The 23,846-nt window shown below is 69.8% G+C and carries 20 protein-coding genes, 1 pseudogene and 1 riboswitch; of the genes and pseudogenes, 16 read left to right on the top strand and 5 right to left on the bottom strand.

Features of this window, described 5'->3' with window-relative positions; all coding sequences use genetic code 11:
- Positions 1 to 95 precede the first annotated feature (95 nt).
- Positions 96 to 569, bottom strand: a complete 474-nt coding sequence (locus ACFRMN_RS30975; protein ID WP_383025688.1) for a C40 family peptidase — start codon at positions 567 to 569, stop codon at positions 96 to 98.
- 3 nt (positions 570 to 572) lie between these two features.
- Positions 573 to 756, bottom strand: a riboswitch (cyclic di-AMP (ydaO/yuaA leader).
- A 328-nt stretch (positions 757 to 1,084) separates the two neighbouring features.
- Positions 1,085 to 1,732 (bottom strand): ATP-dependent Clp protease proteolytic subunit, encoded by a 648-nt coding sequence (locus ACFRMN_RS30970; protein WP_383025685.1) that lies wholly within the window; start codon positions 1,730 to 1,732, stop codon positions 1,085 to 1,087.
- A 220-nt stretch (positions 1,733 to 1,952) separates the two neighbouring features.
- Between ACFRMN_RS30970 and ACFRMN_RS30965 the strand changes: the two genes are divergently transcribed.
- The 8 genes from ACFRMN_RS30965 to ACFRMN_RS30930 all read left to right on the top strand — a co-directional run bounded on the left by ACFRMN_RS30965 (position 1,953) and on the right by ACFRMN_RS30930 (position 8,766).
- Positions 1,953 to 2,267, top strand: a complete 315-nt coding sequence (locus tag ACFRMN_RS30965; RefSeq protein WP_383025682.1) for a type II toxin-antitoxin system Phd/YefM family antitoxin — start codon at positions 1,953 to 1,955, stop codon at positions 2,265 to 2,267.
- 249 nt (positions 2,268 to 2,516) lie between these two features.
- Positions 2,517 to 2,819 carry an urease subunit gamma gene (locus ACFRMN_RS30960; RefSeq protein ID WP_383025679.1) on the top strand — a complete coding sequence of 101 codons (303 nt, stop codon included), beginning with the start codon at positions 2,517 to 2,519 and terminating at the stop codon, positions 2,817 to 2,819.
- 15 nt (positions 2,820 to 2,834) lie between these two features.
- A complete protein-coding gene (locus ACFRMN_RS30955) occupies positions 2,835 to 3,146 on the top strand; it encodes an urease subunit beta (protein WP_383025676.1) in 312 nt (103 codons plus the stop codon).
- Positions 3,139 to 4,860: an urease subunit alpha gene (locus tag ACFRMN_RS30950; protein ID WP_383025674.1), complete on the top strand. Its 1,722-nt coding sequence runs from the start codon at positions 3,139 to 3,141 to the stop codon at positions 4,858 to 4,860. The genes ACFRMN_RS30955 and ACFRMN_RS30950 overlap by 8 nt, the downstream gene beginning before the upstream one ends.
- Entirely contained in the window at positions 4,860 to 5,534 is a 675-nt protein-coding gene (locus ACFRMN_RS30945) for an urease accessory protein UreF (RefSeq protein WP_383025671.1), read from the top strand. Before ACFRMN_RS30950 ends, ACFRMN_RS30945 begins: the two co-directional genes overlap by 1 nt.
- A 75-nt stretch (positions 5,535 to 5,609) precedes the next feature.
- Positions 5,610 to 6,287: an urease accessory protein UreG gene (gene ureG / locus ACFRMN_RS30940; protein WP_030349817.1), complete on the top strand. Its 678-nt coding sequence runs from the start codon at positions 5,610 to 5,612 to the stop codon at positions 6,285 to 6,287.
- On the top strand, positions 6,284 to 7,045 hold the full coding sequence (locus tag ACFRMN_RS30935; protein WP_383025668.1) for an urease accessory protein UreD: 762 nt from the start codon (positions 6,284 to 6,286) through the stop codon (positions 7,043 to 7,045). Before ureG ends, ACFRMN_RS30935 begins: the two co-directional genes overlap by 4 nt.
- 209 nt (positions 7,046 to 7,254) lie before the next feature.
- On the top strand, positions 7,255 to 8,766 hold the full coding sequence (locus tag ACFRMN_RS30930; protein WP_383025808.1) for an alpha/beta hydrolase: 1,512 nt from the start codon (positions 7,255 to 7,257) through the stop codon (positions 8,764 to 8,766).
- Positions 8,767 to 8,938: 172 nt separating this feature from the next.
- On the opposite strand, the gene ACFRMN_RS30925 is transcribed toward ACFRMN_RS30930, so the two are convergent.
- On the bottom strand, positions 8,939 to 9,655 hold the full coding sequence (locus ACFRMN_RS30925) for a lysophospholipid acyltransferase family protein (protein WP_383025665.1): 717 nt from the start codon (positions 9,653 to 9,655) through the stop codon (positions 8,939 to 8,941).
- A gap of 220 nt (positions 9,656 to 9,875) precedes the next feature.
- On the bottom strand, positions 9,876 to 11,081 hold the full coding sequence (locus ACFRMN_RS30920) for an erythromycin esterase family protein (RefSeq protein ID WP_383025662.1): 1,206 nt from the start codon (positions 11,079 to 11,081) through the stop codon (positions 9,876 to 9,878).
- A 58-nt stretch (positions 11,082 to 11,139) separates the two neighbouring features.
- On the opposite strand from ACFRMN_RS30920, the gene ACFRMN_RS30915 reads away from it, so the two are divergent.
- The 8 genes from ACFRMN_RS30915 (at position 11,140) to ACFRMN_RS30880 (ending at position 21,925) form a co-directional block, all read left to right on the top strand.
- Positions 11,140 to 11,883 (top strand): TioE family transcriptional regulator, encoded by a 744-nt coding sequence (locus ACFRMN_RS30915; RefSeq protein ID WP_383025659.1) that lies wholly within the window; start codon positions 11,140 to 11,142, stop codon positions 11,881 to 11,883.
- A 185-nt stretch (positions 11,884 to 12,068) separates the two neighbouring features.
- The gene (locus ACFRMN_RS30910) at positions 12,069 to 12,311 is read left to right on the top strand and encodes a DUF6296 family protein (RefSeq protein WP_383025656.1); all 243 of its coding nucleotides are present in this window, start codon (positions 12,069 to 12,071) and stop codon (positions 12,309 to 12,311) included.
- 83 nt (positions 12,312 to 12,394) lie between these two features.
- Positions 12,395 to 12,790: a DUF2267 domain-containing protein gene (locus ACFRMN_RS30905; protein ID WP_383025654.1), complete on the top strand. Its 396-nt coding sequence runs from the start codon at positions 12,395 to 12,397 to the stop codon at positions 12,788 to 12,790.
- A gap of 229 nt (positions 12,791 to 13,019) precedes the next feature.
- Entirely contained in the window at positions 13,020 to 17,084 is a 4,065-nt protein-coding gene (locus ACFRMN_RS30900; RefSeq protein ID WP_383025651.1) for a Pls/PosA family non-ribosomal peptide synthetase, read from the top strand.
- On the top strand, positions 17,081 to 17,755 hold the full coding sequence (locus ACFRMN_RS30895; RefSeq protein WP_383025648.1) for a hypothetical protein: 675 nt from the start codon (positions 17,081 to 17,083) through the stop codon (positions 17,753 to 17,755). The genes ACFRMN_RS30900 and ACFRMN_RS30895 overlap by 4 nt, the downstream gene beginning before the upstream one ends.
- Positions 17,756 to 18,252: 497 nt before the next feature.
- Positions 18,253 to 18,615 carry a hypothetical protein gene (locus tag ACFRMN_RS30890; protein WP_383025645.1) on the top strand — a complete coding sequence of 121 codons (363 nt, stop codon included), beginning with the start codon at positions 18,253 to 18,255 and terminating at the stop codon, positions 18,613 to 18,615.
- Between the two features lie 29 nt (positions 18,616 to 18,644).
- Complete coding sequence (locus ACFRMN_RS30885; protein WP_383025642.1) at positions 18,645 to 19,325, top strand: ABC transporter ATP-binding protein; 681 nt, start codon at positions 18,645 to 18,647, stop codon at positions 19,323 to 19,325.
- Entirely contained in the window at positions 19,325 to 21,925 is a 2,601-nt protein-coding gene (locus ACFRMN_RS30880) for a hypothetical protein (RefSeq protein WP_383025639.1), read from the top strand. Before ACFRMN_RS30885 ends, ACFRMN_RS30880 begins: the two co-directional genes overlap by 1 nt.
- A 714-nt stretch (positions 21,926 to 22,639) precedes the next feature.
- Here the strand turns inward: ACFRMN_RS30880 and ACFRMN_RS30875 are convergent.
- A pseudogene (locus tag ACFRMN_RS30875) lies at positions 22,640 to 23,685 on the bottom strand (hypothetical protein); the annotation flags it as partial.
- Positions 23,686 to 23,846: the final 161 nt, after the last annotated feature.

Genomic DNA, 23,846 nt, shown 5'->3' with positions numbered 1-23,846 from the left:
CGGCCCCTCCGACGCGCCGTCAGCGCCGGTGCGTCCGGGGGCGGTGGGGGTGTTGGGGGCTGTGGGGGCGAAAGGGCCGGTGCGGGCGGCCGGGGTCAGTTCACCCGGCCGTACAAGACGCTCCGGGTCCAGATCCGCTCCAGCCTCACCAGCGCCCCGGTCTTCGGCGAGTGCCAGATCTTGCCCCTGCCGGCATAGATCCCGACGTGGTAGACGCTGCCGCCCCAGTGGAAGAACACCAGATCCCCCTTGCGCCGTTCGGACCGCGAGACATGGAGGGAGTTGTTGTACTGCTGCTGGGCCGTGCGGGGCAGCTTCTTGCCGACCTTCTTGTACGAGTAGAGCGTCAGCCCGGAGCAGTCGAAGCGATGGGGCCCCGTGGCTCCCCAGCGGTACGGCGAGCCCTCCTTCGAGGCGGCGATCTTGAGGGCCTTGACCGCGCGCGTGGCGGCCTCGGCCTCGGGCGTGGCGCCGGGCACGAGCATCGTGCCGCCGAGCGCGGCGAGTGTGAGGACCGAAACCGCACCGGTCCTGGACATCAGAGACGGGACATTCGTCTGCGCATTCATGCGCAACCCTTCGTCAGCCGCCTATGAAGGATGACCTGTCGGGTTCGGGCTGGCGAAGTTGCCCGGCCGCTCTCACGGCTTCACCCCGAGGGACGACCACACAGGGCGTCGTCCCGTACTGCCTGGGTCCTCCACTCCTGCCGATCCACTCCTGTCGACCAGTCATCCGATGCGGCGGCAGGACTCGGCGTCCGCCCGGACCGCCCCGCCGCGGTGGCGGGGGCTTGTCGTCCCACGGATCTTGACGCAGGAACAGGTGGATATCCGAGACGAAACGACGATATGTGAAGTACGTCACGGTTGTTCCGAAAGGGTGGCGAAGGGGTGTGTCGGGCCGGGGCATGAGCCCCGATGAGGCCGTACCCGCAAGGGGTTTCGGGGCGCTTCGCCGATCCGGCCGCTCCGTGCAACTTGGGTCCCCGTGGACGTCCAGTCAGTTCATCCGCCGAACGTGCGAGTCGTTCCCGTATGGGTGGCGTCCATACGGGAACGACTCGCCGTCCCGGCACCGGCGTTCATCGCCCGCCGAAGGGGGCGCGCGGCGTGTTGAGGGATGTCTTGCGGTTCTGTACGACGTGATCGAGCAGTCCGTACGCCTGTGCGGCCGGCGCGTCGAAGATCGTGTCCCGCTCGATGTCCTCGGTGATCCGCTCCGTGCTCCGCCCGGTGTGACGCGCCAGCATCGACGTGAGCAGGGACCGCAGCCGGAGCATCTCCTTCGCGTGGATCGCCAGGTCGGACGGCTGTCCCTGGACCGGCTCCTCGATGGCCGGCTGCTGGAGGACGAGTCGCGCGCCGGGCAGTGCCAACCGCTTGCCCGGCGCCCCGGCGGCCAGCAGTACGGCGGCGGTCGAGGCGGCCTGCCCGAGGCAGATGGTCTCCACGTCGCAGGTGACGATCTGCATCGTGTCGTAGATCGCGGACATGGCGCTGATCGAACCGCCGGGGGAGTTGATGTAGAGGGAGATGTCCCGGTCGGGCGCGGCGTATTCGAGGTGGATGAACTGCGCGATCACATCGTTGGCCGCGGTGTCGTCGACCGGGGTGCCGAGGAAGATGATCCGCTCTTCGAGGAGCTTGGAGTACGGGTCGAGGGTGCGGGTTCCGTTGGTCGTGCGCTCGGTGAACTCGGGCAGGACGTAGCGGGCCGAAGGACGGTTCATGGCGTGCCTCTCCTCGTGCGCGGGTCTCATGGGCCCCGCGGGTCTCCGTGAAAAATGTACAGGACGTACAGAAGTGGAGGGGCGGAAATTCCGGGGATGCCCGGGGGTGCGAGGCCTTCGCCGTGGGCGCGTTGGGGCGAATGGAGCAGACGAGAAGCGATTCCGCGGGGGAGTCGGCGCTCGAAGGTCCAGGGCGTGTCGTCCTCTTAAGCTGGGGGGCATGGCCTACGAGATTCCGGTGACGCAAGCCCGGGCAGAGCTCGCCGATCTGATCAACCGCGTTGTCTACGGCGGTGAGCGCGTGGTGGTGACCCGGCACGGGAAACCGCTGGTCGCGCTGGTCTCGGCCGCCGACCTGGAACGGCTTGAGGGCGAGCCGGAGGCGACCGAGGAGAAGGTGATCAGCTCCGTCTCGGCCCTGGGGCCCGTGGAGTCCGCCCCCGGGGAGCGGCGGCGGTTCGGGATCGCGGCGGAGCACCCGCGGGACCACGAGCGCCCGGAGGGCGGTGACCGCTCTCAGGGCCCTGGCAGGTGAGGAGGGCGTTCCACCGCTCCGTATACGACCCGGTCCTCGATCGCCGGACGTCCGTCGAGGTGCCGCGGAACGGGTTGGGCCTGATGTCCACGGGTCGGCAAAAGATCAGTTAACGCGTTGGAAAAACTTCCGCCCTAACGTGCAATGCCTGGCTGTGACCACCCCGATCACAGTTCAACAGAGTGTTGAAGTTGGCTAGGGTTTCGCTGCGCCCGGCCGTCACCGGGCCGGAGACGATGAGGTGGAAGCGTGCAACTGACCCCGCACGAACAGGAACGTCTGCTCATCCATGTGGCCGCGGATGTGGCGGCCAGGCGCAGGGAACGCGGGCTGCGGCTCAACCATCCCGAGGCGGTCGCCCTGATCACCTCGCACATCCTCGAAGGTGCCAGGGACGGCCGTACCGTCGCCGAGCTCATGGCCTCGGGGCGCGAGGTGCTGTGCCGGGACGAGGTCATGGAAGGCATCCCCGAGATGATCCACGACGTCCAGGTGGAGGCCACCTTCCCCGACGGTACGAAGCTCGTCACCGTCCATGACCCGATCGTCTGACGGGGGAGCGCGGCGATGATTCCCGGAGAGATCCTGTACGCCGACGGTCCTATCGCCCTCAACGAGGGCCGCGAGGTCACCGCCCTGACCGTACTCAACACCGCCGACCGGCCGGTCCAGGTCGGCTCCCACTACCACTTCGCCGAGGCCAACCCGGGTCTGGAGTTCGACCGGGCCGCCGCGCGCGGCAAGCGGCTGCATATCGCCGCGGGCACCGCCGTGCGCTTCGAACCCGGCGTCCCCGTCGATGTCGCACTCGTACCCCTCGCCGGTCTGCGCGTCGTGCCTGGCCTGCGGGGAGAGACCGGAGGTCCCCTCGATGACTGAGCTGTCCCGCGCCGAGTACGCCGATCTGTTCGGCCCCACCACCGGTGACCGGATCCGTCTCGCCGACACCGATCTGCTCGTCGAGATCGAGGAGGACCGCTCCGGCGGGCCGGGACTGGCCGGCGACGAGGCGGTGTTCGGCGGCGGCAAGGTGATCCGTGAGTCGATGGGCCAGTCCCGTACGACCCGGGCCGAGGGCGCGCCCGACACCGTGATCACCGGCGCTCTGATCATCGACCACTGGGGCATCGTCAAGGCCGACATCGGGGTACGGGACGGCCGGATCACCGGAATCGGCAAGGCCGGCAACCCCGACACCATGGACGGCGTCCACCCCGAGCTGGTCATCGGGCCCGAGACCGAAGTCATCGCGGGCAACGGGAAGATCGTCACCGCCGGCGCGATCGACGCGCATGTCCACTTCATCTCGCCGACCATCGTCGACCAGGCGCTGGCGAGCGGAGTCACCACCCTTGTGGGCGGCGGCACCGGACCGGCCGAGGGCACCAAAGCCACCACCATCACCCCCGGATCCTGGCATCTCGCGCGAATGTTCGAGGCGCTGGAGACCTTCCCCGTCAATATCGGGCTGCTCGGCAAGGGCAACACGATGTCCCAGGACTCGATGCGCGCCCAACTGCGCGGCGGAGCACTGGGGTTCAAGATCCATGAGGACTGGGGCGCCACCCCCGCCGTCATCGACGCCTGTCTGCGGGTGTGCGAGGAGTCCGGTGCTCAACTCGCCATCCATACCGATACGTTGAACGAGGCGGGCTTCGTCGGCGACACCCTCGCCGCCATCGCGGGCCGCACCATCCACGCGTACCACACCGAGGGCGCGGGCGGCGGGCACGCCCCCGACATCATCACCGTGGTCAGCGAGCCGTACGTACTGCCCAGCTCCACCAACCCGACCCGGCCGCACACCGTCAACACCATCGAGGAACACCTCGACATGCTGATGGTCTGCCACCACCTCAATCCGGCCGTGCCCGAGGATCTCGCCTTCGCGGAGTCCCGTATCCGGCCCTCCACCATCGCGGCCGAGGACATCCTGCACGACCTCGGAGCCATCTCGATCATCTCCTCCGACGCCCAGGCCATGGGACGCGTCGGTGAGGTGATCATGCGCACCTGGCAGACCGCGCACGTGATGAAGAAGCGCCGCGGCGCACTGTCCGGCGACGGCCGCGCCGACAACCACCGCGCCCGTCGCTATGTCGCCAAATACACCATCAACCCCGCGGTCGCCCAGGGGCTCGACCGGGAGATCGGCTCCGTCGAGACCGGCAAACTCGCCGATCTGGTGCTCTGGGACCCGGCCTTCTTCGGTGTCAAGCCGCGACTCGTCCTCAAGGGCGGACAGATCGCGTACGCGCAGATGGGCGACGCCAACGCCTCCATCCCGACCCCGCAACCGGTGCTGCCGCGGCCGATGTTCGGCGCACTGGGCCGTGCGGCGGCGACGGGCTCGGTCAACTTCGTCGCGGAGGCGGCGATCGAGGACGGGCTGCCAGAACGCCTCGGCCTGGCGAAGAGGTTCGCACCGATCGGCAACACCCGGGGGGTCACCAAGGCGGACATGCGGGAGAACATCGCACTGCCGCGCGTCGAGGTCGACGCCGACACCTTCACGGTGACCATCGACGGCGAGCCGGTGGAGCCCGCGCCCGCCGCCGAACTCCCGCTTGCCCAGCGTTACTTCCTGTTCTGATGAACCGCGCCGCACTGCTCGTACTCGCCGACGGCCGGTTCCCCGCCGGTGGTCACGCCCACTCGGGCGGGGCCGAGCCGGCCGTCAGGGCGGGGCGGATCCACGACGCCCAGGGCCTGGCCGCCTTCTGCCGGGGCCGGCTGCACACCACCGGACTGACCGCGGCGGCCCTCGCCGCCGCGGCGGCCGGGGGCCTCGACCCGCTGGAACTCGACGAGGCCGCCGACGCCCGTACCCCCTCACCCGCGCTCCGGGCGACCGCGCGCAAACTCGGCCGGCAGCTGATGCGCGCCGCCCGCGCCACCTGGCCCAGCGGTGAACTGGACGCGCTCGCCGCCGCCCGGCCACGTGGCGCGCACCAGCCGGTCGTCCTCGGACTCACCGCCCGCTCCGCCGGGCTCACCCCCGAGGACGCCGCGTACTGCGCGGCGTACGAAACGGTCAGTGGCCCCGCGACCGCGGTCGTACGGCTGCTCGGCCTCGACCCCTTCGAGGCCACCGCCGTCCTCGCCCGCCTCGCGCCCGAACTCGACCGGGTCGCCGGGCGGGCCGCGGAGCTGGCGGGGCGGGCGGCGCGGGACGGGTTCGACGCGCTGCCCGCCGCCTCGGCCCCGCTGCTCGACATCACCGCGGAGGCGCACGCGGAGTGGCCGGTGCGGCTGTTCGCCTCGTGACCCGCCCCGACGCCCGCATCCTCTTCCCGGCCCCCACTCCCCTTCCGGTACCGCCCCCGACAGGAGCCGACCACCATGCATCTCGACCACAGCCACTCGGGCCCGGCCGCCGTCAGCGCCGACGCCCTGCGCCCCGACGGCAGGCGGCGCGCTCTGCGTATCGGCCTCGGTGGGCCCGTCGGCTCGGGCAAGACCGCGACGGTCGCCGCGCTCTGCCGCACGCTGCGTGACCGGCTGTCGCTCGCCGTGGTCACCAACGACATCTACACCCGCGAGGACGCGGAGTTCCTGCTCCGCCACGCGGTGCTGCCCCCCGAGCGCATCCAGGCGGTCGAGACCGGCGCCTGCCCGCACACCGCGATCCGCGACGACATCTCCGCCAACCTGGAAGCCGTCGAGGATCTGGAGGACGCCGTCGGCCCGCTCGATCTGATCCTCGTCGAGTCCGGCGGCGACAATCTGACCGCGACCTTCTCCAAGGGCCTCGTGGACGCCCAGATCTTCGTCATCGACGTGGCGGGCGGCGACGACATCCCCCGCAAGGGCGGGCCCGGTGTCACCACCGCCGATCTGCTCGTGATCAACAAGACGGACCTCGCACCGTACGTCGGCTCCGACCTCGGCCGGATGGCCCGCGACGCCAAGGAGCAGCGCGGCGAACTGCCCGTCGCCTTCACCTCGTTGACGGGCGAGGACGGAGTGCGGCCCGTCACGGACTGGGTGCTGGCGCGGCTCGCCGCCTGGACCGCATGAGCGTCCACGCCACCGCCCGTATCGTCGCCACCCGCGCCGGACTGCCCGTACTGACCGGTGAGGGACCGCTGGCGCCGCGCCGCACCCGTGCCACCGGGGCGGGGTTCCGGGTCACCGTCGTCGGCGCGATGAGCGCGCCGCTCGGCGGTGACCGGCTCGCCATCGAGGCCGAGGTACGGGACGGCGCGCGGCTGACCGTGGACGCGGCGGCGGCGACCGTCGCCCTGCCCGGACGCACGGCCGAACCCGCCCACTACGACGTGCGGCTGACCGTGGGGGAGGGCGCGGAGCTGCACTGGCTACCGGAACAGCTCATCTCGGCGTACGGCAGCGATCTGCGGATGCGTACCCGCGTCGAACTCGCCGCCACCGCCCGGCTGGTGCTGCGCGACGAACAGATCCTCGGCCGGCACGGCGAAGGGCCGGGCACGCTGCTGACCCGGCTCACCGTCCACCGCGCCGGACGCCCGCTGCTCGACCAGGAACTCGCCCACGGACCCGGCGCGGCCGGTGGCTGGGACGGCGGAGCGGTCCTCGGCGGCTACCGGGCCGTCGGCCAACTCCTGCTCGTGGGACCGGAGTTCGAGGAGAAGCCGGTGGCGCCGCGACTGCTGGGCGACACCGCCGTACTCACCCCGCTGGCCGGACCCGCGGCGCTCGTCACAGCGCTCGCGCCGGACGCCCTGCGGCTGCGTCGGGTCCTGGACGAGGTGCTGCGCGAACACCTGAACCACGGATCCGCCGCCGCGTACCGCTGAGCGGGACATCGCGTACCGGTTATTGGTTCGGTAAAGAAATGGCCGGGTGGCCTGTTCTCAGCGGCCACACAGACGAAAGGATCCCGGGAAGTCCAATCGAACGCGTTGCCGTAGGCGGCGCATCACAGAGGGGGAGGTTCCACTTGAGACGCACCGCAGTGCTCGGCTCGGCCGGCACGCTGCTCACGGGAACGCTCATAGCGGGCGCGATGGCCGCCCCGGCGGCCACCGCCGACGGCCGTCACCAGGGGGACCCGGCGGCGTACGGTGCCACGGTCGCCGCCGAGCGAGCCGCGAAGAAGGGCATCGACTGGCAGGACTGCCCGGCCGACTGGGCACTGGAGAAGCCCATCCAGTGTGGCTGGGTGAGCGTCCCGCTCGACTACACGAAGCCCAACGGCCGGCAGATCAAGATCGCCGTCGACCGGATCGGCAACACCGGCGGCAAGCAGGAGCGCCAGGGCTCCCTGGTCTACAACCCGGGCGGTCCCGGCGGCTCCGGCATGGCGTTCCCGCGCCGCGTCGTCACCAAGAACGCCATCTGGGCCGACGCCGCGAAGGCCTACGACTTCGTCGGCTTCGACCCGCGCGGGGTGGGCCACTCGACGCCCATCTCCTGCGTCGACCCGCAGGAGTTCGTCAAGGCGCCGAAGCTGGACCCCGTCCCCGACAGCGAGGCCGACAAGCGCGCGCAGCGCAAGCTGGCCGCTGAGTACGCGGATGGCTGCCAGGAGCGCAGCGGCTGGATGCTGCCGCACATGACGACGCCCAACACCGCACGCGACCTGGATGTCATCCGGGCCGCGCTCGGCGACAAGAAGCTCAACTACGTCGGCGTCTCCTACGGCACGTACCTCGGCGCGGTCTACGGCACGCTCTTCCCGTCGCATGTGCGTCGCATGGTCGTCGACAGTGTGGTCAACCCGTCGAAGGAGAAGATCTGGTACCAGGCCAACCTGGACCAGGACGTCGCCTTCGAAACCCGCTTCCAGGACTGGATGCAGTGGGTCGCCAAGAACGACGCGTCCTTCCACATCGGGACCACCGTCGCCCAGGTCGAGAAGCAGTGGAACACCCTCCGCGCCACCGCCAAGAAGAGCCCCATCGGCGGCGTCGTGGGACCTGCCGAACTGCTCAGCCTGTTCCAGAGCGCTCCGTACTACGACTCCAGCTGGGTGCCCGTCGCCTCGGTCTGGAGCAAGTACCTCGCCGGTGACACGCAGGCCCTGATCGACGCGGCCGCGCCCGACATGACGGACACCGCGGGCAACGCCAAGTCGGAGAACAGCAACGCGGTCTACACCGCCGTCGAGTGCGCCGACGCCAAGTGGCCGACGAGCTGGAAGCAGTGGGACCGGGACAACACCCGGCTCCACCGCGACCACCCGTTCCTCACCTGGTCCAACGCCTGGATGAACCTGCCGTGCGCCACCTGGGGCGCCAAGCAGCAGACCCCGGTGGAGGTCAAGACCGGCAAGGGGCTGCCGCCCGTGCTGATCACCCAGTCCACGCGGGACGCCGCCACGCCGTACGAGGGCGCCGTCGAGCTGCACAAGCGCTTCAAGGGATCGCGTCTGATCACCGAGCGTGACGCCGGTTCGCACGGCATCACCAATGTGCTGAACCCGTGCATCAACGACCGCGTCAAGTCCTACCTGCTGACGGGGGCGCTGGACAGCGCCGATGTGACGTGCGCGCCGCACGCCACGCCCAAGCCGTAGGGGCCCGAGGACGGTGAGAAGGGGGGTGACCGGTCCGCTGGTCACCCCCCTGGGCCCTGTCTGACAAATCCCGCCTGGCTCGCGACGTCCGGCACGCACGCTCGCGGCGTTGTCGGGATCACCGGCGTTGAACCCTCGCGCCCAGGGGCGTTCACCGGTGGCGAATCTGCTCTCAGCGACGCAGCCGCGGGAACTTCCTGGCCTGTTCCGCCTTCGCCAGTTCCGCCTTCACCTCGGCCGCGTAACGGTCGACGTACTCCTGCCCGGACAGCCCGAGGATCGCGTACATGATCTCGTCGGTGACCGCCCGGACCGCCGCCTTCTCGTTCTCCAGGCCCGCGTAGCGCGCGAACTCCAACGGCTCACCGAACCGGATCGTCACCCGCTTGATCCGTGGGACGACCTGGCCGGGCGGCTGGATCTCGAACGTGCCGACCATGGCGCACGGCACCACAGGCACCTGCGCCCTGATCGCCATCACGGCGACCCCGACCTTGCCCTTGTAGAGCCGGCCGTCGTGCGAGCGGGTGCCCTCCGGGTAGATCCCCAGCAACTCGTCCTTGGCCAGCACCCCGAGCCCTTCCCGGATCGCCGCCTGCCCGGCCTCCTTCCCCGACCGGTCCACCGGGATCTGCCCGGCGCCGCGGAAGAAGAAGGCCGTCAGCCGCCCTTTCAGCCCGGGGCCGGTGAAGTACTCGGCCTTGGCGAGAAAGGTGATGCGCCGCTTGAGGATGGCCGGCATCAGAAAATGATCGGAGAACGACAGATGGTTGCCCGCGATGATCGCGGCACCATCGGCGGGTATGTGCTCAAGGCCCTCGATACGGGGCCGGAACAGCAGCCGCAGCAGGGGCCCCAGCAGCACATATTTCAGCACGTAATAGAACACGGAGTGCGCTCCTCACTGGCCCGGCCGGCCACAGGACGGCGTTGTCCCAGGTCAACGGGGGGATTCCGGCGGACGCAAGTGTATGTGCAGGTGTTGCTGGTTGTAACTGTCCGCGGGCAGTGGAGGAGTCACCGGAGAGTGGTGGAGAGACGGCGGCGTCGCGAGCCAGGCAGGACTTTCGCAACACGCCCCCGGGCAGACGGGACTTTGAAGACAGGGCCTAGCTCCGCGGGACGTCCTTGATGAACACGATCCCGTCGTATCCGGGCAGATGGGCCGGGTCGAGTGGGGCGTAGCCGTAGTAGGGGGACACGCGGAGGGCGGGCTGTGTATCGCCGAGAGCGGCGGCCAGGAGGGGGGCGTCGATGACATGACGGTCCTGCGGGAGCGCGTACAGCAGTCCTTCGAAGGTGTCCGGCGGCGGGGTGCCCACTCCCTGGTGCCGGATCGTGCCGACGGCCGTGGCCAGGAAGGCATACCCGTCGTCGCCCAGGTGGGCGTTCACGATCGAGCCGGCGCTCCACCACTCCAGCGGTAGGTCGCCCATCCGCATCGAGCTCTTCTCCCGCTGGAGATGGGAGTTGTGGGCGTGGACGAGTGCCGGGCCCCGAGCGGCGACGGCGAGGAGGTTGTCGGCCATCATCTGGTCCCGCACGCCCACCATCCGGGTCATGCGGGCCGGTGAGGTGTCGGCCATCCAGAAGTGGTAGCGCAGCAGGCCGATGGCGGTACGCCCGTACAAGCGTGCCCGGTCCCAGTCGTCCCGCGAGGTGGCCGCGATCAGCTGCGGCGTCCGCGCGTCGAGCAGCGCCACCAGATCATCGGCGAGCAGCCGCAGTTCCCCGGCCTCGGCGGACTGCCCCACGGACTGGGACGGGTCCGTCATCACGGCGGGATCGGCCCACCGGTCATCGGCGCCGAGCAGGCGGTCGAGCGTGTCCGCGGAGCAGGGGAGCAGGTCCCTGTCCACCCCGGCCGCGAGATAGCCGTGGAGTGCGGTGAGGGCCCGCCGGGGGCTCGCCGCGCCGGTGATCTCCAGCGGGCCGTCGAAACCGGCGAAGCGCAGCCACTCGGACGCGGGCCGGCCGTCGTTGTAGGCGCGCATCCAGCGCACGAGCTCGCGGTTGGCCGCGGACGCGCCGAATCCGTGGCTGAATCCGTGCTCCATGACCTCGTCGAGGCTGTGTGTGCCCCGGGTGACGTGGTCGTCCACGACCAGTCCCCTCAGGCAGTCGCTCTCGATCGTGATCGTCCGGTAGCCCTCCTCCTCGATGAGCTGCCGGAAGAGCTCGTTGCGCAGCTGGAGCAGGGTGTCCTCGCCGTGGGTGGGCTCGCCCAGGGCGAGCAGCCGCGGCCGGGCAGGAAGCAGCCTCATGACGGCGGCGGCCTCGACGGTATGGGCGGTGTGCTCGATGTCAGGTGCCATGCCTTCAACGGTATCGTTGAACTCACGGTGGAAACTTGGCCGCGATATCGTGGGGGCCGTGGGAAGAAACCTTCAAAGCGGTCGGCAGCTCAGGCCGATTGACCTGGCGCGCGGGCACGGTCTGTCCACGCAGGCCGTCAGGAACTACGAGGAGGCCGGCATCCTTCCGGCCGCCGGTCGCACCCCCGCCGGTTACCGCGCCTATATGCCGCTGCACGCGCGGGCCCTGGGCGCGTTCCTCGCCCTGGTGCCCGCCCACGGCCACCCGACGGCAGCGGCGATCATGCGGGCCGTCAACGAGGGCGCGGCCGACGAGGCGTTCCGCGTCATCGACGAGAGCCACGCCCAGCTGCTCGACGACCGGCGGACACTCCAGGCCGTCGAGATTGCCCTGCGCGGCCTGACGCCCACCACGGCGTCCGAACCGTACGAACCCGACGCGGCGTTGTCCGGGTCCGGCGGCACGTTCATCGGGCCACTGGCGGCGGAGCTCGGAATCCGTCCCGCGACGCTGCGCACCTGGGAACGCGCCGGGCTGGTGCGCCCGCGCCGCGACCCGCTGACCGGGTACCGCGTCTACGACGAGGCCGACGTACGGGACGCCAAGCTGGCCCACCAGCTCAGGCGGGGAGGCTACTTGCTGGAGCAGATCGCCCCGCTGATCACCCAGCTGCGGACGGCGGGCGGGCTGGAGCCGCTGGAGGCCGCGCTGTGCGACTGGCGCGGCCGGCTGTCCGCCCGCGGGCGGGCGATGCTGACCGGGGCCGCCGAGCTGGAGGCGTACCTCCGCGAGCGCGGATGACGAGCCGCTGTGGCCGGGCCGCCGGCGCGTCCAACGCCGAGCGCGGCCGGGATGCGGCCACAGGGTCCGTTTGGTTTCATCGGTGGTGGGACCCGCCGGTGGTGGGGCCCGTACGCCGTGACCACGGGCTCCCGATGCCACGAGGCACCGCTCTCCGTGACAGGTGAGCTGTTCCAGGAGGCCGCATGGGAATGTCGGACACGTACACGCTGGTCTTCGCGTACCCGGACGCGCCCACGAGTGATCCGGACGACGAGGATGTCGTGGTGGTGCACCGTACGGACCGGCTGGGGCCGGGCGGGCACGCGCTGTACGCGGACGAGACCGGCATCGTCCTGGCGGAGATCAGCGACCAGGACGAGGTACGGATGGTCGCCAGTGGCGGACACCAGGACCTCACGGCGTCCGTCCGGGCACGCCCGGCCTAGGGTCGGCCCAGGGCCGGACGGGGGCCTGTCTTCAGCCGCGGCCCTTCCGTCGCGGTACGTGCTGAGGAGGAGGTGCGGCCGCCATGGTGATGCGGTGGGACGCGTTCCTGGCCGCGGTCCAGGAGCGTGGTGAGTACTCCACGCCGCAGGAAGCCGAACAGGCGGTCCGTGTCGTGCTGGCCCTGCTGGGCGCCCATGTGGTGGGAGCCGAGAGGGCCGAGCTGGCCGCCCGGCTGCCGGAATCCTGCGCCCTGGTGCTCCTCGATCCGCTCCCGGCGGCCGAACCGCTCACCCCCGAGCGGTTCGTCCGGGCCACCGCGGCTTGGATCGACGGAGCGACCGAGGAGACCGCGAAGTGGGACGTCGGCGCCGTCCTGAGCCTGGTGGCCGACGCCGCCGGCGAGGAACTGACGCGCCGGATCCTCCTCCAGCTCCCGCCCGGGTACGACCTCCTCTTCGGCCCGCCCCGGCCGACCTGAACGCATCGGCCTCGGGGGGATCCATCGGCTCGGGATGCCGAAACGAGCGGATGCCGTTTCACTGTGAAGCAGCTTGATCGATCGCTGGATCGAACGATTCGCCGGACAGGGATGGACCGATGGACCGTGTCCCCCCGTCCGGGCCGGTGGCTCTCCCGTCGTATGACATCCCGGGATTCGGACCTCACCCCCGCAGTCCCGCCGTGCGCCGCGATGAAGGACAGACGTCATGAGATTGCTCGATTCCGCGCGTGGAACGCCGTCGGGAGGGGCGGCCCGGCGCCTGCATTCCGTGTTCGAGGCCGCCTGCGACCGCACCCCGTCGGCCACGGCCCTTGAGTGTGCGCACCACGCGCTGACCTACGCCGAACTCGACGCGCGCGCCAACCAGCTCGCGCACTTCCTCCGCGGTCTCGGGATAGGCCCCGGGGCCCGGGTCGCGATCCTGATACCGCGGTCGGTGGAGGTGTACGTCTCCCTGCTCGGGGTGGGGAAGGCCGGTGCGGTGTTCGTGCCGGTCGATCCGGCGTCCCCTCCGGACCGGCTCGCCTTCATCACCGAGGACGCCGCCGTGGATCTGGTCCTGACGACGTCCGCTCTCGCGCCGGCCGTGGCCGGCCTCGCGTGCCGGGTGGTCGAGCTGGACTCGTGCGGCCGCGGACTCGCCGGCGTACCCACCACCCGGCCGCTCCCGCACGAGCCCGGCCCCGGGGACGGTTACCCCGCCGCCTACATCATGTACACCTCCGGGTCGAGTGGCAGGCCCAAGGGGGTGAAGGTCGCCCAGTCGAGCATCTGCAACTTCCTCGATGTCGTACCCAAGGTCTATGACGTACGGCCGGACGACCGGGTGTATCAGGGCATGACGATCTCCTTCGACTTCTCCATCGAGGAGATCTGGCCGACCTGGTCGGTCGGCGCCACGCTCGTCGCCGGTCCGGACGGCGCCGGTCATCTCGGCGCGGAACTCGGCGAGTTCCTTCACGGCCGGCGGATCACGATGCTGTACTGCGTACCGACGCTGCTGGAGACCATCCCGGCGGAACTGCCGTACATCCGTAGCGTCATCGTCGGCGGTGAAGCCTGTCCCGGTCAGCTCGTCGAACGCTGGAGCAGGCCGGGGCGGCGCATGCTCAACACCTACGGCCCGACCGAGGCCACCGTCACCGCGACCTGGGCCGAACTGACGCCGGGCAGGGCGGTGACGATCGGAAAGCCGCTGCCGACCTATTCGGTGGTGCTGCTCGACGAGCGGCTTCGGCCCGTGGCCGACGGCGAGATCGGTGAGATCTGTATCGGGGGCCCCGGCGTCGCCGACGGCTATGTCGGACGGCCGGAGCTGACCGCCGCCCGGTTCATCGAGCACCCACTGGCCCCCCGGGGCGGCAGGCTCTACCGCACCGGGGACCTCGGCCGGATGACCCGGGACGGGGAGGTCGAGTTCCTGGGCCGGGCCGACGACGAGGTGAAGATCCGGGGATACCGGGTGGATCTCGGCGAGATCGACAGCGTCCTGCTGGAGGATCCCGGCGTGGCCGAGGCGGTCACCGCCCTGACGGCCCCTCCGGACCGCGCCAACGGCGGGGGAGGCGGTGAACTCTGCGCCTACGTAGTTCGTGCGCCCGGCCACGCGGAGGACGAGGACGCCCTGATCACCCGGGTGCACGAGAGTCTGCGGCGCAGACTCCCCGCGTACATGGTGCCGTCCTTCCTGGACATCCTCCCCGGTCTTCCCGCCATGGCCAGCGGCAAGGTGGACCGTAAGCGGCTGCCCGCCCCGACCGGCCGGCGGCTGGTGGGCGGCGGCCGACTGGTGGCCGCCGAAGGCGAGTCGGAGACGCGGGTACGGGACGCCTGGGCGGAAGTGCTCGGGATCGAGCCCGAGGCGCTGTCGGCCGAGGCGGACTTCTTCACCGACCTCGGCGGCCACTCACTCCTGGCGGCCCGGGTCGTATCGGTCCTGCGCGGCCGGGACATCGGCGCGAACACCGCGCTGCGCGACCTCTACGCGTATCCGACCGTGCGCGGCCTCGCGGCCCGGCTGAGCGCCACGGAGAACACCGAGCGGCAGTCCGCGCCGCCCCGTCCCACACCCATCCGTCACACCAACGGCCGTATCGCGGGCGCCGGGGCGGCCCAGGCGGGTGTGATCTACCTGCTGCTGCTCGTGCTCAGCCTGCCGGTGGCGTACGTGTACAGCCGGCACGGCGGTCAGATCTCGGTCCGGACGTCGGCGCAGACCACGATAGGCGTCTACCTCAGCTATCTGGTCGTGCGCTGGCTCGTACCGGTCGCTCTCGTGCGCCCGCTGTCCGCGGGTATCAGGCCGGGCCGCTACCCGCTGTGGGGCGCGGTCTACCTACGCCTCTGGACGGTGAATCTGCTGCTGAGTCTCGGCCCGCTGCCGGTGCTGAGCGGTTCGCCCGCGATGGCCGCCTACCTGCGGCTGCTCGGCGCGCGCATAGGACCGCGTACCACCATCGCCACCAGCACGATCACACTGCCCGCCCTGCTGCGGATCGGTGGCGACACCTCGGTCGGCTACGGCGTCTCCGTCAACCCGTGGCGGGTGGCGGACGGCTGGGTGACGGTCGCCCCGATCGAGATCGGGCCGCACGCCTTCGTGGGAGCCAACGCGGTCCTCGAACCCGGCGCACGCATGGGAGCCGGCGCCGGACTCGGCGAACAGTCCGTCATCGGCCAGGACGAGGCGATTCCCGCCGGCGCGCGCATGGCCGGATCGCCACCCCGCCCGGTGGACGCGCTCGCCCCCGGCGTCGAGGCCATGATGCGTGCTCACCGCCGTACCGACGGATGGCGGCCGCGCCATCTCGTCGCCGCGCTCCTCGCGCTGGTGCTGCTGGAGACCGCCGCGGTGGTGATGACCGTGCCGGGGATCGCGCTGTTCTGGTGGGCGACGCTGACCTGGGGCATCGTCGCCGGCATCGTCGCCACCGCGCTGTCCGGTCCGGTGTTCGTGGTCACGGTCTGCTGTGTGGTCGCCGTCGGCAAACGGCTGATCCTGCCGAGAGTGCCGGTCGGTGTCCACCCGGTGCGTTCCTCGCTCGGCGTCCGCAAGTGGGCCTCGGACAAGCTGCTGGAGATCAGCCTCACCTTCACCAACTCGCTGTACGCCACCCTCTACACCGTGCCCTGGCTCAGGCTGCTGGGCGCGCGGATCGGCCGGGGCGCCGAGGTCTCGACCGTCTCGCACATCGACCCGGACCTGCTCACTCTCCGCGACGGCAGCTTCGTCGCGGACCTGGCCAACGTCGGTGGTGCCACCTTCGCGGCCGGCCAGGTCGCGTTCGGCCCCACCGAGGTCGGGGAGCGCGCGTTCATCGGCAACTCCGCGCTCCTGCTCGCCGGAACGCGTACCGGACCGGGGTCCCTGGTCGGAGTGGGTACGGTCCCGCCGCAGGGAGACGTACCCGACGGCACCACCTGGCTGGGCTCGCCCGCGATATGTCTGCCGGTGCGCCAGAGCAGCGGTTCGTTCCCCGAGGAACTGACCTTCCGGCCGACCCGCAAGGCCGTATGCCAACGCCTGGGCATCGAGTTCCTCCGCATCACGATGCCCACGTCGGTGCTGGGCATGAGCGCGTACCTGTACTTGCTCGCGCTGTCCTGGCTGACCCGCCGTCCCGGCCTGCTGGTGCCGGTGCTCCTGGCGCCGGTCCTCATGATGATCACGAGCCTTGTGGTGATCTCGTACTGCGCGGCCGTCAAGCGGGTGGTGATCGGGGTCTACCGGCCCCGCGTCGAACCGCTGTGGAGTCTGTTCGTACGCCGCACCGAGTTCGTCACCGGCCTCTTCGAGGCGGCGGCGGTACCGGCGGGGGTGGGCTTCCTGATCGGAACGCCGTATCTGCCGGTGATCCTGCGCCGGTTCGGGGCACGCGTCGGCAGAGGCACCTGGATCGGCACCACCTTCCTCACGGAGTTCGACCTCGTGGACATCGGGGACAACGCCGCGATCGGTATGCGCGTATCGCTGCAAACACACCTCTTCGAAGACCGTGTCATGAAGATGTCGCTGGTCACGGTCGAGGACGGGGCGAGCGTCGGCACCCGCGCGGTCGTGCTGTACGACTCCGTCGTCGGCGAGGACGTCCAGCTCGGCGCGCTGTCGTTGCTCATGAAGGGCGAGCACCTCACAGCGGGCACGAGCTGGCGCGGCATCCCCGCCGAAGGTGTCGTCGAGCGCCGCCCCGTCCTGGCTGCCGAGGCACCGGCTCCGGAGGTCCGGGTTTTCGACATCCCCGCTTTCGACGTCTGGACACGAGGCTCATGACGGCCACCGGACCGGACCTGGCCCTCGTCTACCGGGGGCCCGCCACCAGGCCCGGCTGCCCGGAAGCCGTGGCCGGGCTGCTCGCCGACGGACCCTGGGGCCTGGACGTCCGCTACACCGGCCCTCAGGAGGAACTGCCTTTGTCGCGCGCGTCGTTGGCCCGTGCCCAGGTGTACGCGCAGCCCGGCGGCGGAACGTTGTCGGACGGCTACCGGCACCTGGAGCGGGAGCGCGACACCGTCCGTGCGTTCGTCCGGGGCGGTGGGTGCTATCTGGGCTTCTGCCTCGGCGGCTATCTGGCCGGGGCCACCCCGGGGTTCGATCTGCTGCCCGGTGACACCGACCAGTACATCTCCTCGTCCGGCTCAACGGTGCACGGCGAGGACGACACACTGGTCGAGGTGCGATGGCGCGGCCGGCCACGCACCCTCTTCTTCCAGGACGGGCCCCTCTTCCTCCTCGACAACGGCGCGGACGCCGCGGTCCTGGCGACGTATCCCAATGGCGCCGTCGCCGCGCTCGTCGCACCGTTCGGCGCGGGGCGCGTCGGGGTCGTGGGACCGCACCCCGAGGCCACCGAGGACTGGTACACCGATGTCCGCCTCCCGGTGCACCACACGCGCGACCTCGCTGTCGACCTTGTGAACGAGGCCATCACGAGGAGGTGTTGAAGGGCCGCCCCGTGGGACGAACCCTGATCGTCTGTGCGCCCAGGCCGTCGAGCCGGTCGCGCGTAAGCAGCCCGTCCTGTACTCAAGTACCGCCGCTGTAGGTCGTAAGACGGAGCTCCGTGGACAAGACCATTGAGGGATGTCAGCGACCCCCGGCGCTTCCTAACGTCGACCCATGAGCTTTCGAACCATCCCTCATCCCGGACGGCGGACCTCACAGGGCAATACAGCTAGGCGAAGAGCGGCCACGGGGCGAAGCCTTGCAGGGGCGGGTTAGTTGCTACTGTCTCTTTACGTCGTGCCGTACATCATATCTGGCACTGAGCGTTGTCGAGATGCTCCGCAACGTGACTCCATCCGATCTTGCAAGCATCTGGGGGGGGAAGTTTCTGCCGTTACGGACGAGGCGTTCGTGCTGCGTAACGCGGCTTGCCTGACGGCGTGATCCCGAGGTGCCTGTGTACGTGCAATGTCGGGAATCACGAGAAGGAGAGCACGTGAGGATCAAGAAGGCTATCGCTTCCGTCATGCTCGTCGGCTCCGCCCTGATGGGCACGCCCGTGGCCAACGCGGCGATAAGCGACTGCAACAACAACATGTGCATGTGGGGCAACAACGACTACCAGTGGATGATCGGCGAGCGGGCCCATGGCAGCGCCACGCTCGTCAATCTGAGCGGCGACAACGACAACGCGATGGACTCGTGGTCCAACGAGTCGGGCACCCACTCTGGCTGCATGTACGGCGCCTTTAACGGCACTGGCGACAGACAGGGCATGGCTCCGGAAGCCAATGACAACAACGTCTCGCCGCTGAACAGCGACGAGGTCAGCTCGTGGCGAACCAGGTACGGCTGCTAAACCGCTCAGAGAGCAGAAGGGCTGACGACATGACCGGAGCACCGCTGATCCAAACGCGCGACTTGTGTAGAGCCTACCGATCGGCAGTGGAAACGGTGTGGGCCGCACGGGAGGTGAACTTCGCCGCCAGCGCGGGCGAGTTCGTCTGCGTATATGGGGCGAGCGGCTCCGGGAAGTCGACCCTGCTGAACCTGCTGGCCGGCCTGGATGTCGCCGATACCGGTGACATCCAGGTCGCCGGTGTCGACGTCAGTGCGGCGGATGAGGCCCAGCGCGCGCGGCTGCGGTTGGATGCCGTCGGAGTGGTCTTCCAGCACCACCAGTTGGTGGAGGAGTTCACCGCCGCCGAGAACGTTGCGTTGCCGCTTGAGGCGCGCGGGGATACGTCCTCTGCTGCCCGTGCAGAGGCTGTCGCCCAATTGGCCCGCGTGGGCCTGGCCGGGCTGGAGGACCGACTTCCAGGTCAGCTGTCCGGCGGCCAGCGGCAGCGGGTGGGTATTGCCCGCGCGCTGGCCGGTGACCGCGCCGTGCTACTGGCGGACGAGCCGACAGGAGCGCTGGATTCGGCCGCTACGAGGGAGATGTTCACACTGCTGCGGAAGTTGTGCGATGAGGGGGTGCTGGCAGTGGTCTGCTCCCATGACCCCCGCTGCCGGGAGTTCGCCGACTCGGTTTATGAGGTCGTCGACGGCCGCCTGGAACACCGCTGATGGCGCGGCAGCCGAAGCAGGCCGACAAGGGCAATTCGGTCCTGCCGCAGCCACGGCTCGCGGCACGGCTGGCATGGCGGCTGGGCCGGCGCCAGGGCCAATGGATTGGTGCCTCTTCAACGGTGTTCGTGGCGGGTCTGTTCACGATGGCCATGTTCATCGCGTTGTCGACGTTGTCACTCTCAGGTGCTCAGGAGGCCGATCGCGACTTGGGCCGTTTCGACGCTCTCGCGAGCGCTGAGATGACGCTTCCCCCCGGCAGTAAGACGCCGGCCCCGGCCATGGCCGGGGCGGCGCAGCAGGCCGGTGCGAACGAGTCCGCCGCCTTCCTCACCGCGCTCGACGTGCAGCTCGCCGTCACTCCGGCACGGAACGTGACCCTGCTGGAGGGGCAGTGGAAGCCCAACCCGTACCCAGATGTGTACGAGTTGACGGCCGGGCGCTGGCCGCAACAGCCGGGCGAGATCGTTGTGACCGACCCAGGGGACGTCAAAGCCGCGGCCGGTCAGACGCTCACCGTGCTCGGTGACGTTCGGCTGCGCGTGGTGGGCGTCGCAGACAACCACTACGCGAAAACCTCGGCCCTGCTCGCCGCGCCAGGCACGTGGAGCAGTCTGGACCCGAAAGTCGCTGAGGGCTACCCCTCCCTGGCCGCACAGCCGTACCTGCTGTGGACCGGGGGTCCAGAACAAGCCGTCATGGATGCGGTGACAAAGACGCTCACGTCGTACAGCGATGGCTCCAGCTCACAGGAGGCCAAGGGCGGACCGGAATTTCTGCCCGGCCCGCCGACCCTTCGGGCACAGCTGGAGACCAAAGCAGCCGATTACTGGATCGAGAAGTCCCCCGCCGGATATGCCATCCCCGCCGTTTTGGTCCCCATTGGCGCCGTGCTGCTGATGTTCGGGCTCGTCGACCGACGCCTGCGGCGCACCACGGAGACTATGGTCTCCTTGGGGCTGCGACCCGCCACCACGGTAGCGGCCGTGAGCTTCGCCTGCGTGGCATGGTGCCTGGCGGCAGCTACCGCCGGTGCCGCTGCCGGAGTCGCCACCGGCTGGGCCCTACGACCTCTCCTGGCGTACCTGCAAGACCGGCCGGTGGGAGATGTCGAAGGAATGACAGACGCTGCTACGCAGCTCCTCGCTCTGGTCGCGGCAACCGGAGTGCTGACCGGCGCGGGGCTGCTCCTGGCCCGCCGGACCCGCAGTGAACAGCCTCACCCCACCACCACGTCACCGGCACACCAGCCGCGGGCGAAGAATCTCCGCAAGAAGAGTGCTGCGACGGTTGTCCGCGATGTCCGCCAGCTGGCCGCGCTGGGCGTCTGGTGCGTCTGCATGGTCTACACGGCGACACGCCTCGACACCCCGTCCGAGGGCATGTTCCCGACCGCCCTGATCACGGCCGCGGTGGTGCTGACGTTGCCGGAGTTCTTCGGACTCGCGACCCGCCTGCTCACGGAGCGTGACGCCCGCCGCAGGCTGGCCCGCCGTCAACTGCAGGCCGACCGACGGTGGGCACAGGCCGCCCTCGCCGTCCTTACCGTGATCATCGGCGCCAGCCTGGGCATGCTCGCCCTTCTCGACACCCTGATCCGCAGCAGCGAGAACACCGTGCAACCGGAGGTCCTGCCCGGCCAGGTACTACTGGCGCACCGGGCCAGCAGCGTCTTCGCACCACCCGAGCGGATGCTCACCGTGCTCAAGGAGAGCAAAGTTCTCGAAGGCCTTCCCCAGGTGGAACTCCACCGCCTCTCGAAGGAGTCCGTGGACGAAACCGGCCCCGTCCCCAGCACAACCCGCCAAGGCAACAACGGCGGCATCCTAGCCGTCGACTCACCCGACGACGTCCCCGTCCTGACCGGCCGCCCCCTTACCGACGACCAGCGTGCGCTGCTCAACCGCGGCGGCCTCCTAGTCTGGGCGGACCGCGACAACGCCCCGCCCCCCGAAGGACAGCCGACCCGACTTGTGGTGGCTGAGGACGACCGTATCCTCAGCGAAACCCCTCCCCTGCCCTCCAAACCACTTGAACTGGCACGCACGGGTTGGCGCGCCGGCACGGACGGGATCCTTCTCGTCGACACCGCCCGCCGCCTTGACCTCCCCATCGCTGTGCGGGGCCCGATCATGGTCGCCGACGCCGACGACGGCCAGGACGCGCGCGTGCAACAGATTCTCCAGGACCACGCGATCGACGCGCGCGCCGCCTACATCCATGTCGAGCCAGAACCACCGGTCCCGGATACAGCGCTCTACGTCTCCGCTGCGGCCTTGGCCCTGCTTGCGCTCACCACTGTCCTCACCGCGCTCCGGGGCCAGACCCGAGCACTGAAGACCTACATCGACAGCCTCATCGCGCTCGGCATCCCGCCATCCTGGGGCCGCCACATCATCCTCTGGCAGTACGCCCTGCTTCTGGGAACCGCCACTCTCCTCGGGCTCTTCATCGCCATCGTCCCGACCGTGGCTCTGGCCACCCAGATCCCCGACTTCCAGCTCAGCATTCCCTGGGGACAGATGAGCCTGCTCCTCGCCACTCTCGCCCTGGCCTCCGCACTCGCCGCAACCCGATCGACGCTCGCTCTACGCCGGTAGGGGGCAGCGCCGTCCATCATGGATCGTTCTCAGGGAGAGCGAAGCGACCACCGGCCCGGCGGACTCATGCGGTCACAGCAGTAGCCGGTGCCGCGCCGACGCCCGGGGCAGCTCGTCCCCCGTGGAACCGTCGTCCTGGTGCGATAGCGCACCAGGACGATCCGCGCGAGCAGCCACTGCATAGCCACGCGATCGTGGGGGATAGGTCAGCCGTGATGCGGGCCATCTGCGATCGGCGCCAGTCGACGACTCCGCGTCCTCCACACCCTGTGTACTGCACGGAGGCGCCGACGACACCGCAGAGCCTGCTCAACTTCTCGACGCAGATATTCCCCTTCTCGCTCCTATGGGAGGATTGGTCACAACCCCCACGGTGAGTGTCCGCTGCTACACCAAAGATCCAAGGGCGGGTGGATGTTCGCCCGGCGGCACAGTGTCTGCTCGAACGCCAAGTTGGCCTGGGCCTGGATAACCATGGCGTTGTCGCGGGAGGCCAGGTACGGGGTGACGAGTCCGATGCTCCCGCTCGCTCCGGCGATGAACATCACCTGGGCCCTGTTGGTGGGCCAGGCCAGGTACCACCACGCTGGAACGTCCCCTCGGTGAGCAGCCAGGGCTACAGAGTTCCTCATGAAGCGGGGCGAGTCGATTAGGGATTGTTCACTGAACTCCAGTGAGGGCGTTGTTCAAGTGCACAGACTGATGGAGGGTTACGCTGGTGCTCGTCTCGACGGAGTTCAGTACGGCGCGGTCCCTACAGGTGAGGGAGACTCCGTCGACGGCCGGCCTGTCCTTCCCCGGGTACCGGTAGCCGACCTCCGTCAGCCGGATCTCCTCCACACGGCCAGCCCGGCGAGGGCCGCCCAGGTGGCGACGAGGAACACCCCGCCGGTGAACGACGACACCAGCGCGATGCGCAGCGTCCGGGGAGCCGCGGCCAGTGTGCGCCGGTCGACGCGTTGCGACAGGGACCGGTACCAGTACAGCAGGTAGTCGGTCGTGCTGTTGGCGCGGACCTCGTCGCCGTATTCGGGCGTGGTCGACCACCACCGCATCATGCCCCGCACGTTGCGGTCGGCGATGTTCGCGTAGTGGATCTCGTAGTCGACGCGGGCGGTGAGCACCGCTCCGATGCCGGCCGGGAGCACCGCGAGGAGAAGCAGCGGCAGCATCAGTACGTTCAGGACCGACAGAACGCCGCCGGCCGTGACCATCCTGATCAGGGCCGACATGAAGCGCTGTGCGTCAGTGACCATCACATGGGTGCGGAGCACGCCCATCTCCGCGGCCTCCTGCCGGTCGGCGAACCCGTCCACCGCGTAGGCCGCCGCTTCGACCCGGCAGACCGCCCCTACCAGGGCGGTGTCCGTCGCGGTCGTGAGCTTGGGGGTGATCCGCCGCGACGCGTATGTGGCCAGGGCGCCCGCGCCGCGGGCGAGGGCGGTCGCACCTGCCACGAGGAGCAGGGCCGGCAGGGCCTGGTGCAGCCGGTCCGTGATGGCGCCGCCGGCCAGGATGGGACGCATCGCCCGGGCGGCGGCGGTGCGACGGCTTGCGTGGCTTGTGTGTTCGTGGTGTCGACTGAGGTCAACTGCACTCCTTGAGCACGGTCGTTGGGGTCTGCTCGGGTTCGCCGTGGTCAACGACGGGAGTGCGATATCGAACGCACGTGTTTGAGACGGAGCGGATTTCGCGGGGAGCGCGCTGTGCGCGGCGTGCGTGATGCGTCCGCCCTTGGGGCGTGCGGGCGGGGCATGGATACGGTGATGGCCGAAACGCCGGGGCCGATAGGCGTGTGGCGGATGGGATGTACCGGCCTGTGACGGCCGGGACGGGCCGGCCCGGTGCGGCCGGGACGGTACCTCGTCACCGCCGGGCCGGTTGGTCCAGACCTATTGACGGAAGGTCTGGACCACCCTAC

Origin of the sequence: Streptomyces sp. NPDC056835 (assembly GCF_042789485.1) — a bacterium.
Classification (GTDB): domain Bacteria; phylum Actinomycetota; class Actinomycetes; order Streptomycetales; family Streptomycetaceae; genus Streptomyces.
The sequence above is the reverse complement of the archived record's forward strand: the minus strand, read 5'-3'. Positions and strand labels throughout refer to the sequence as shown.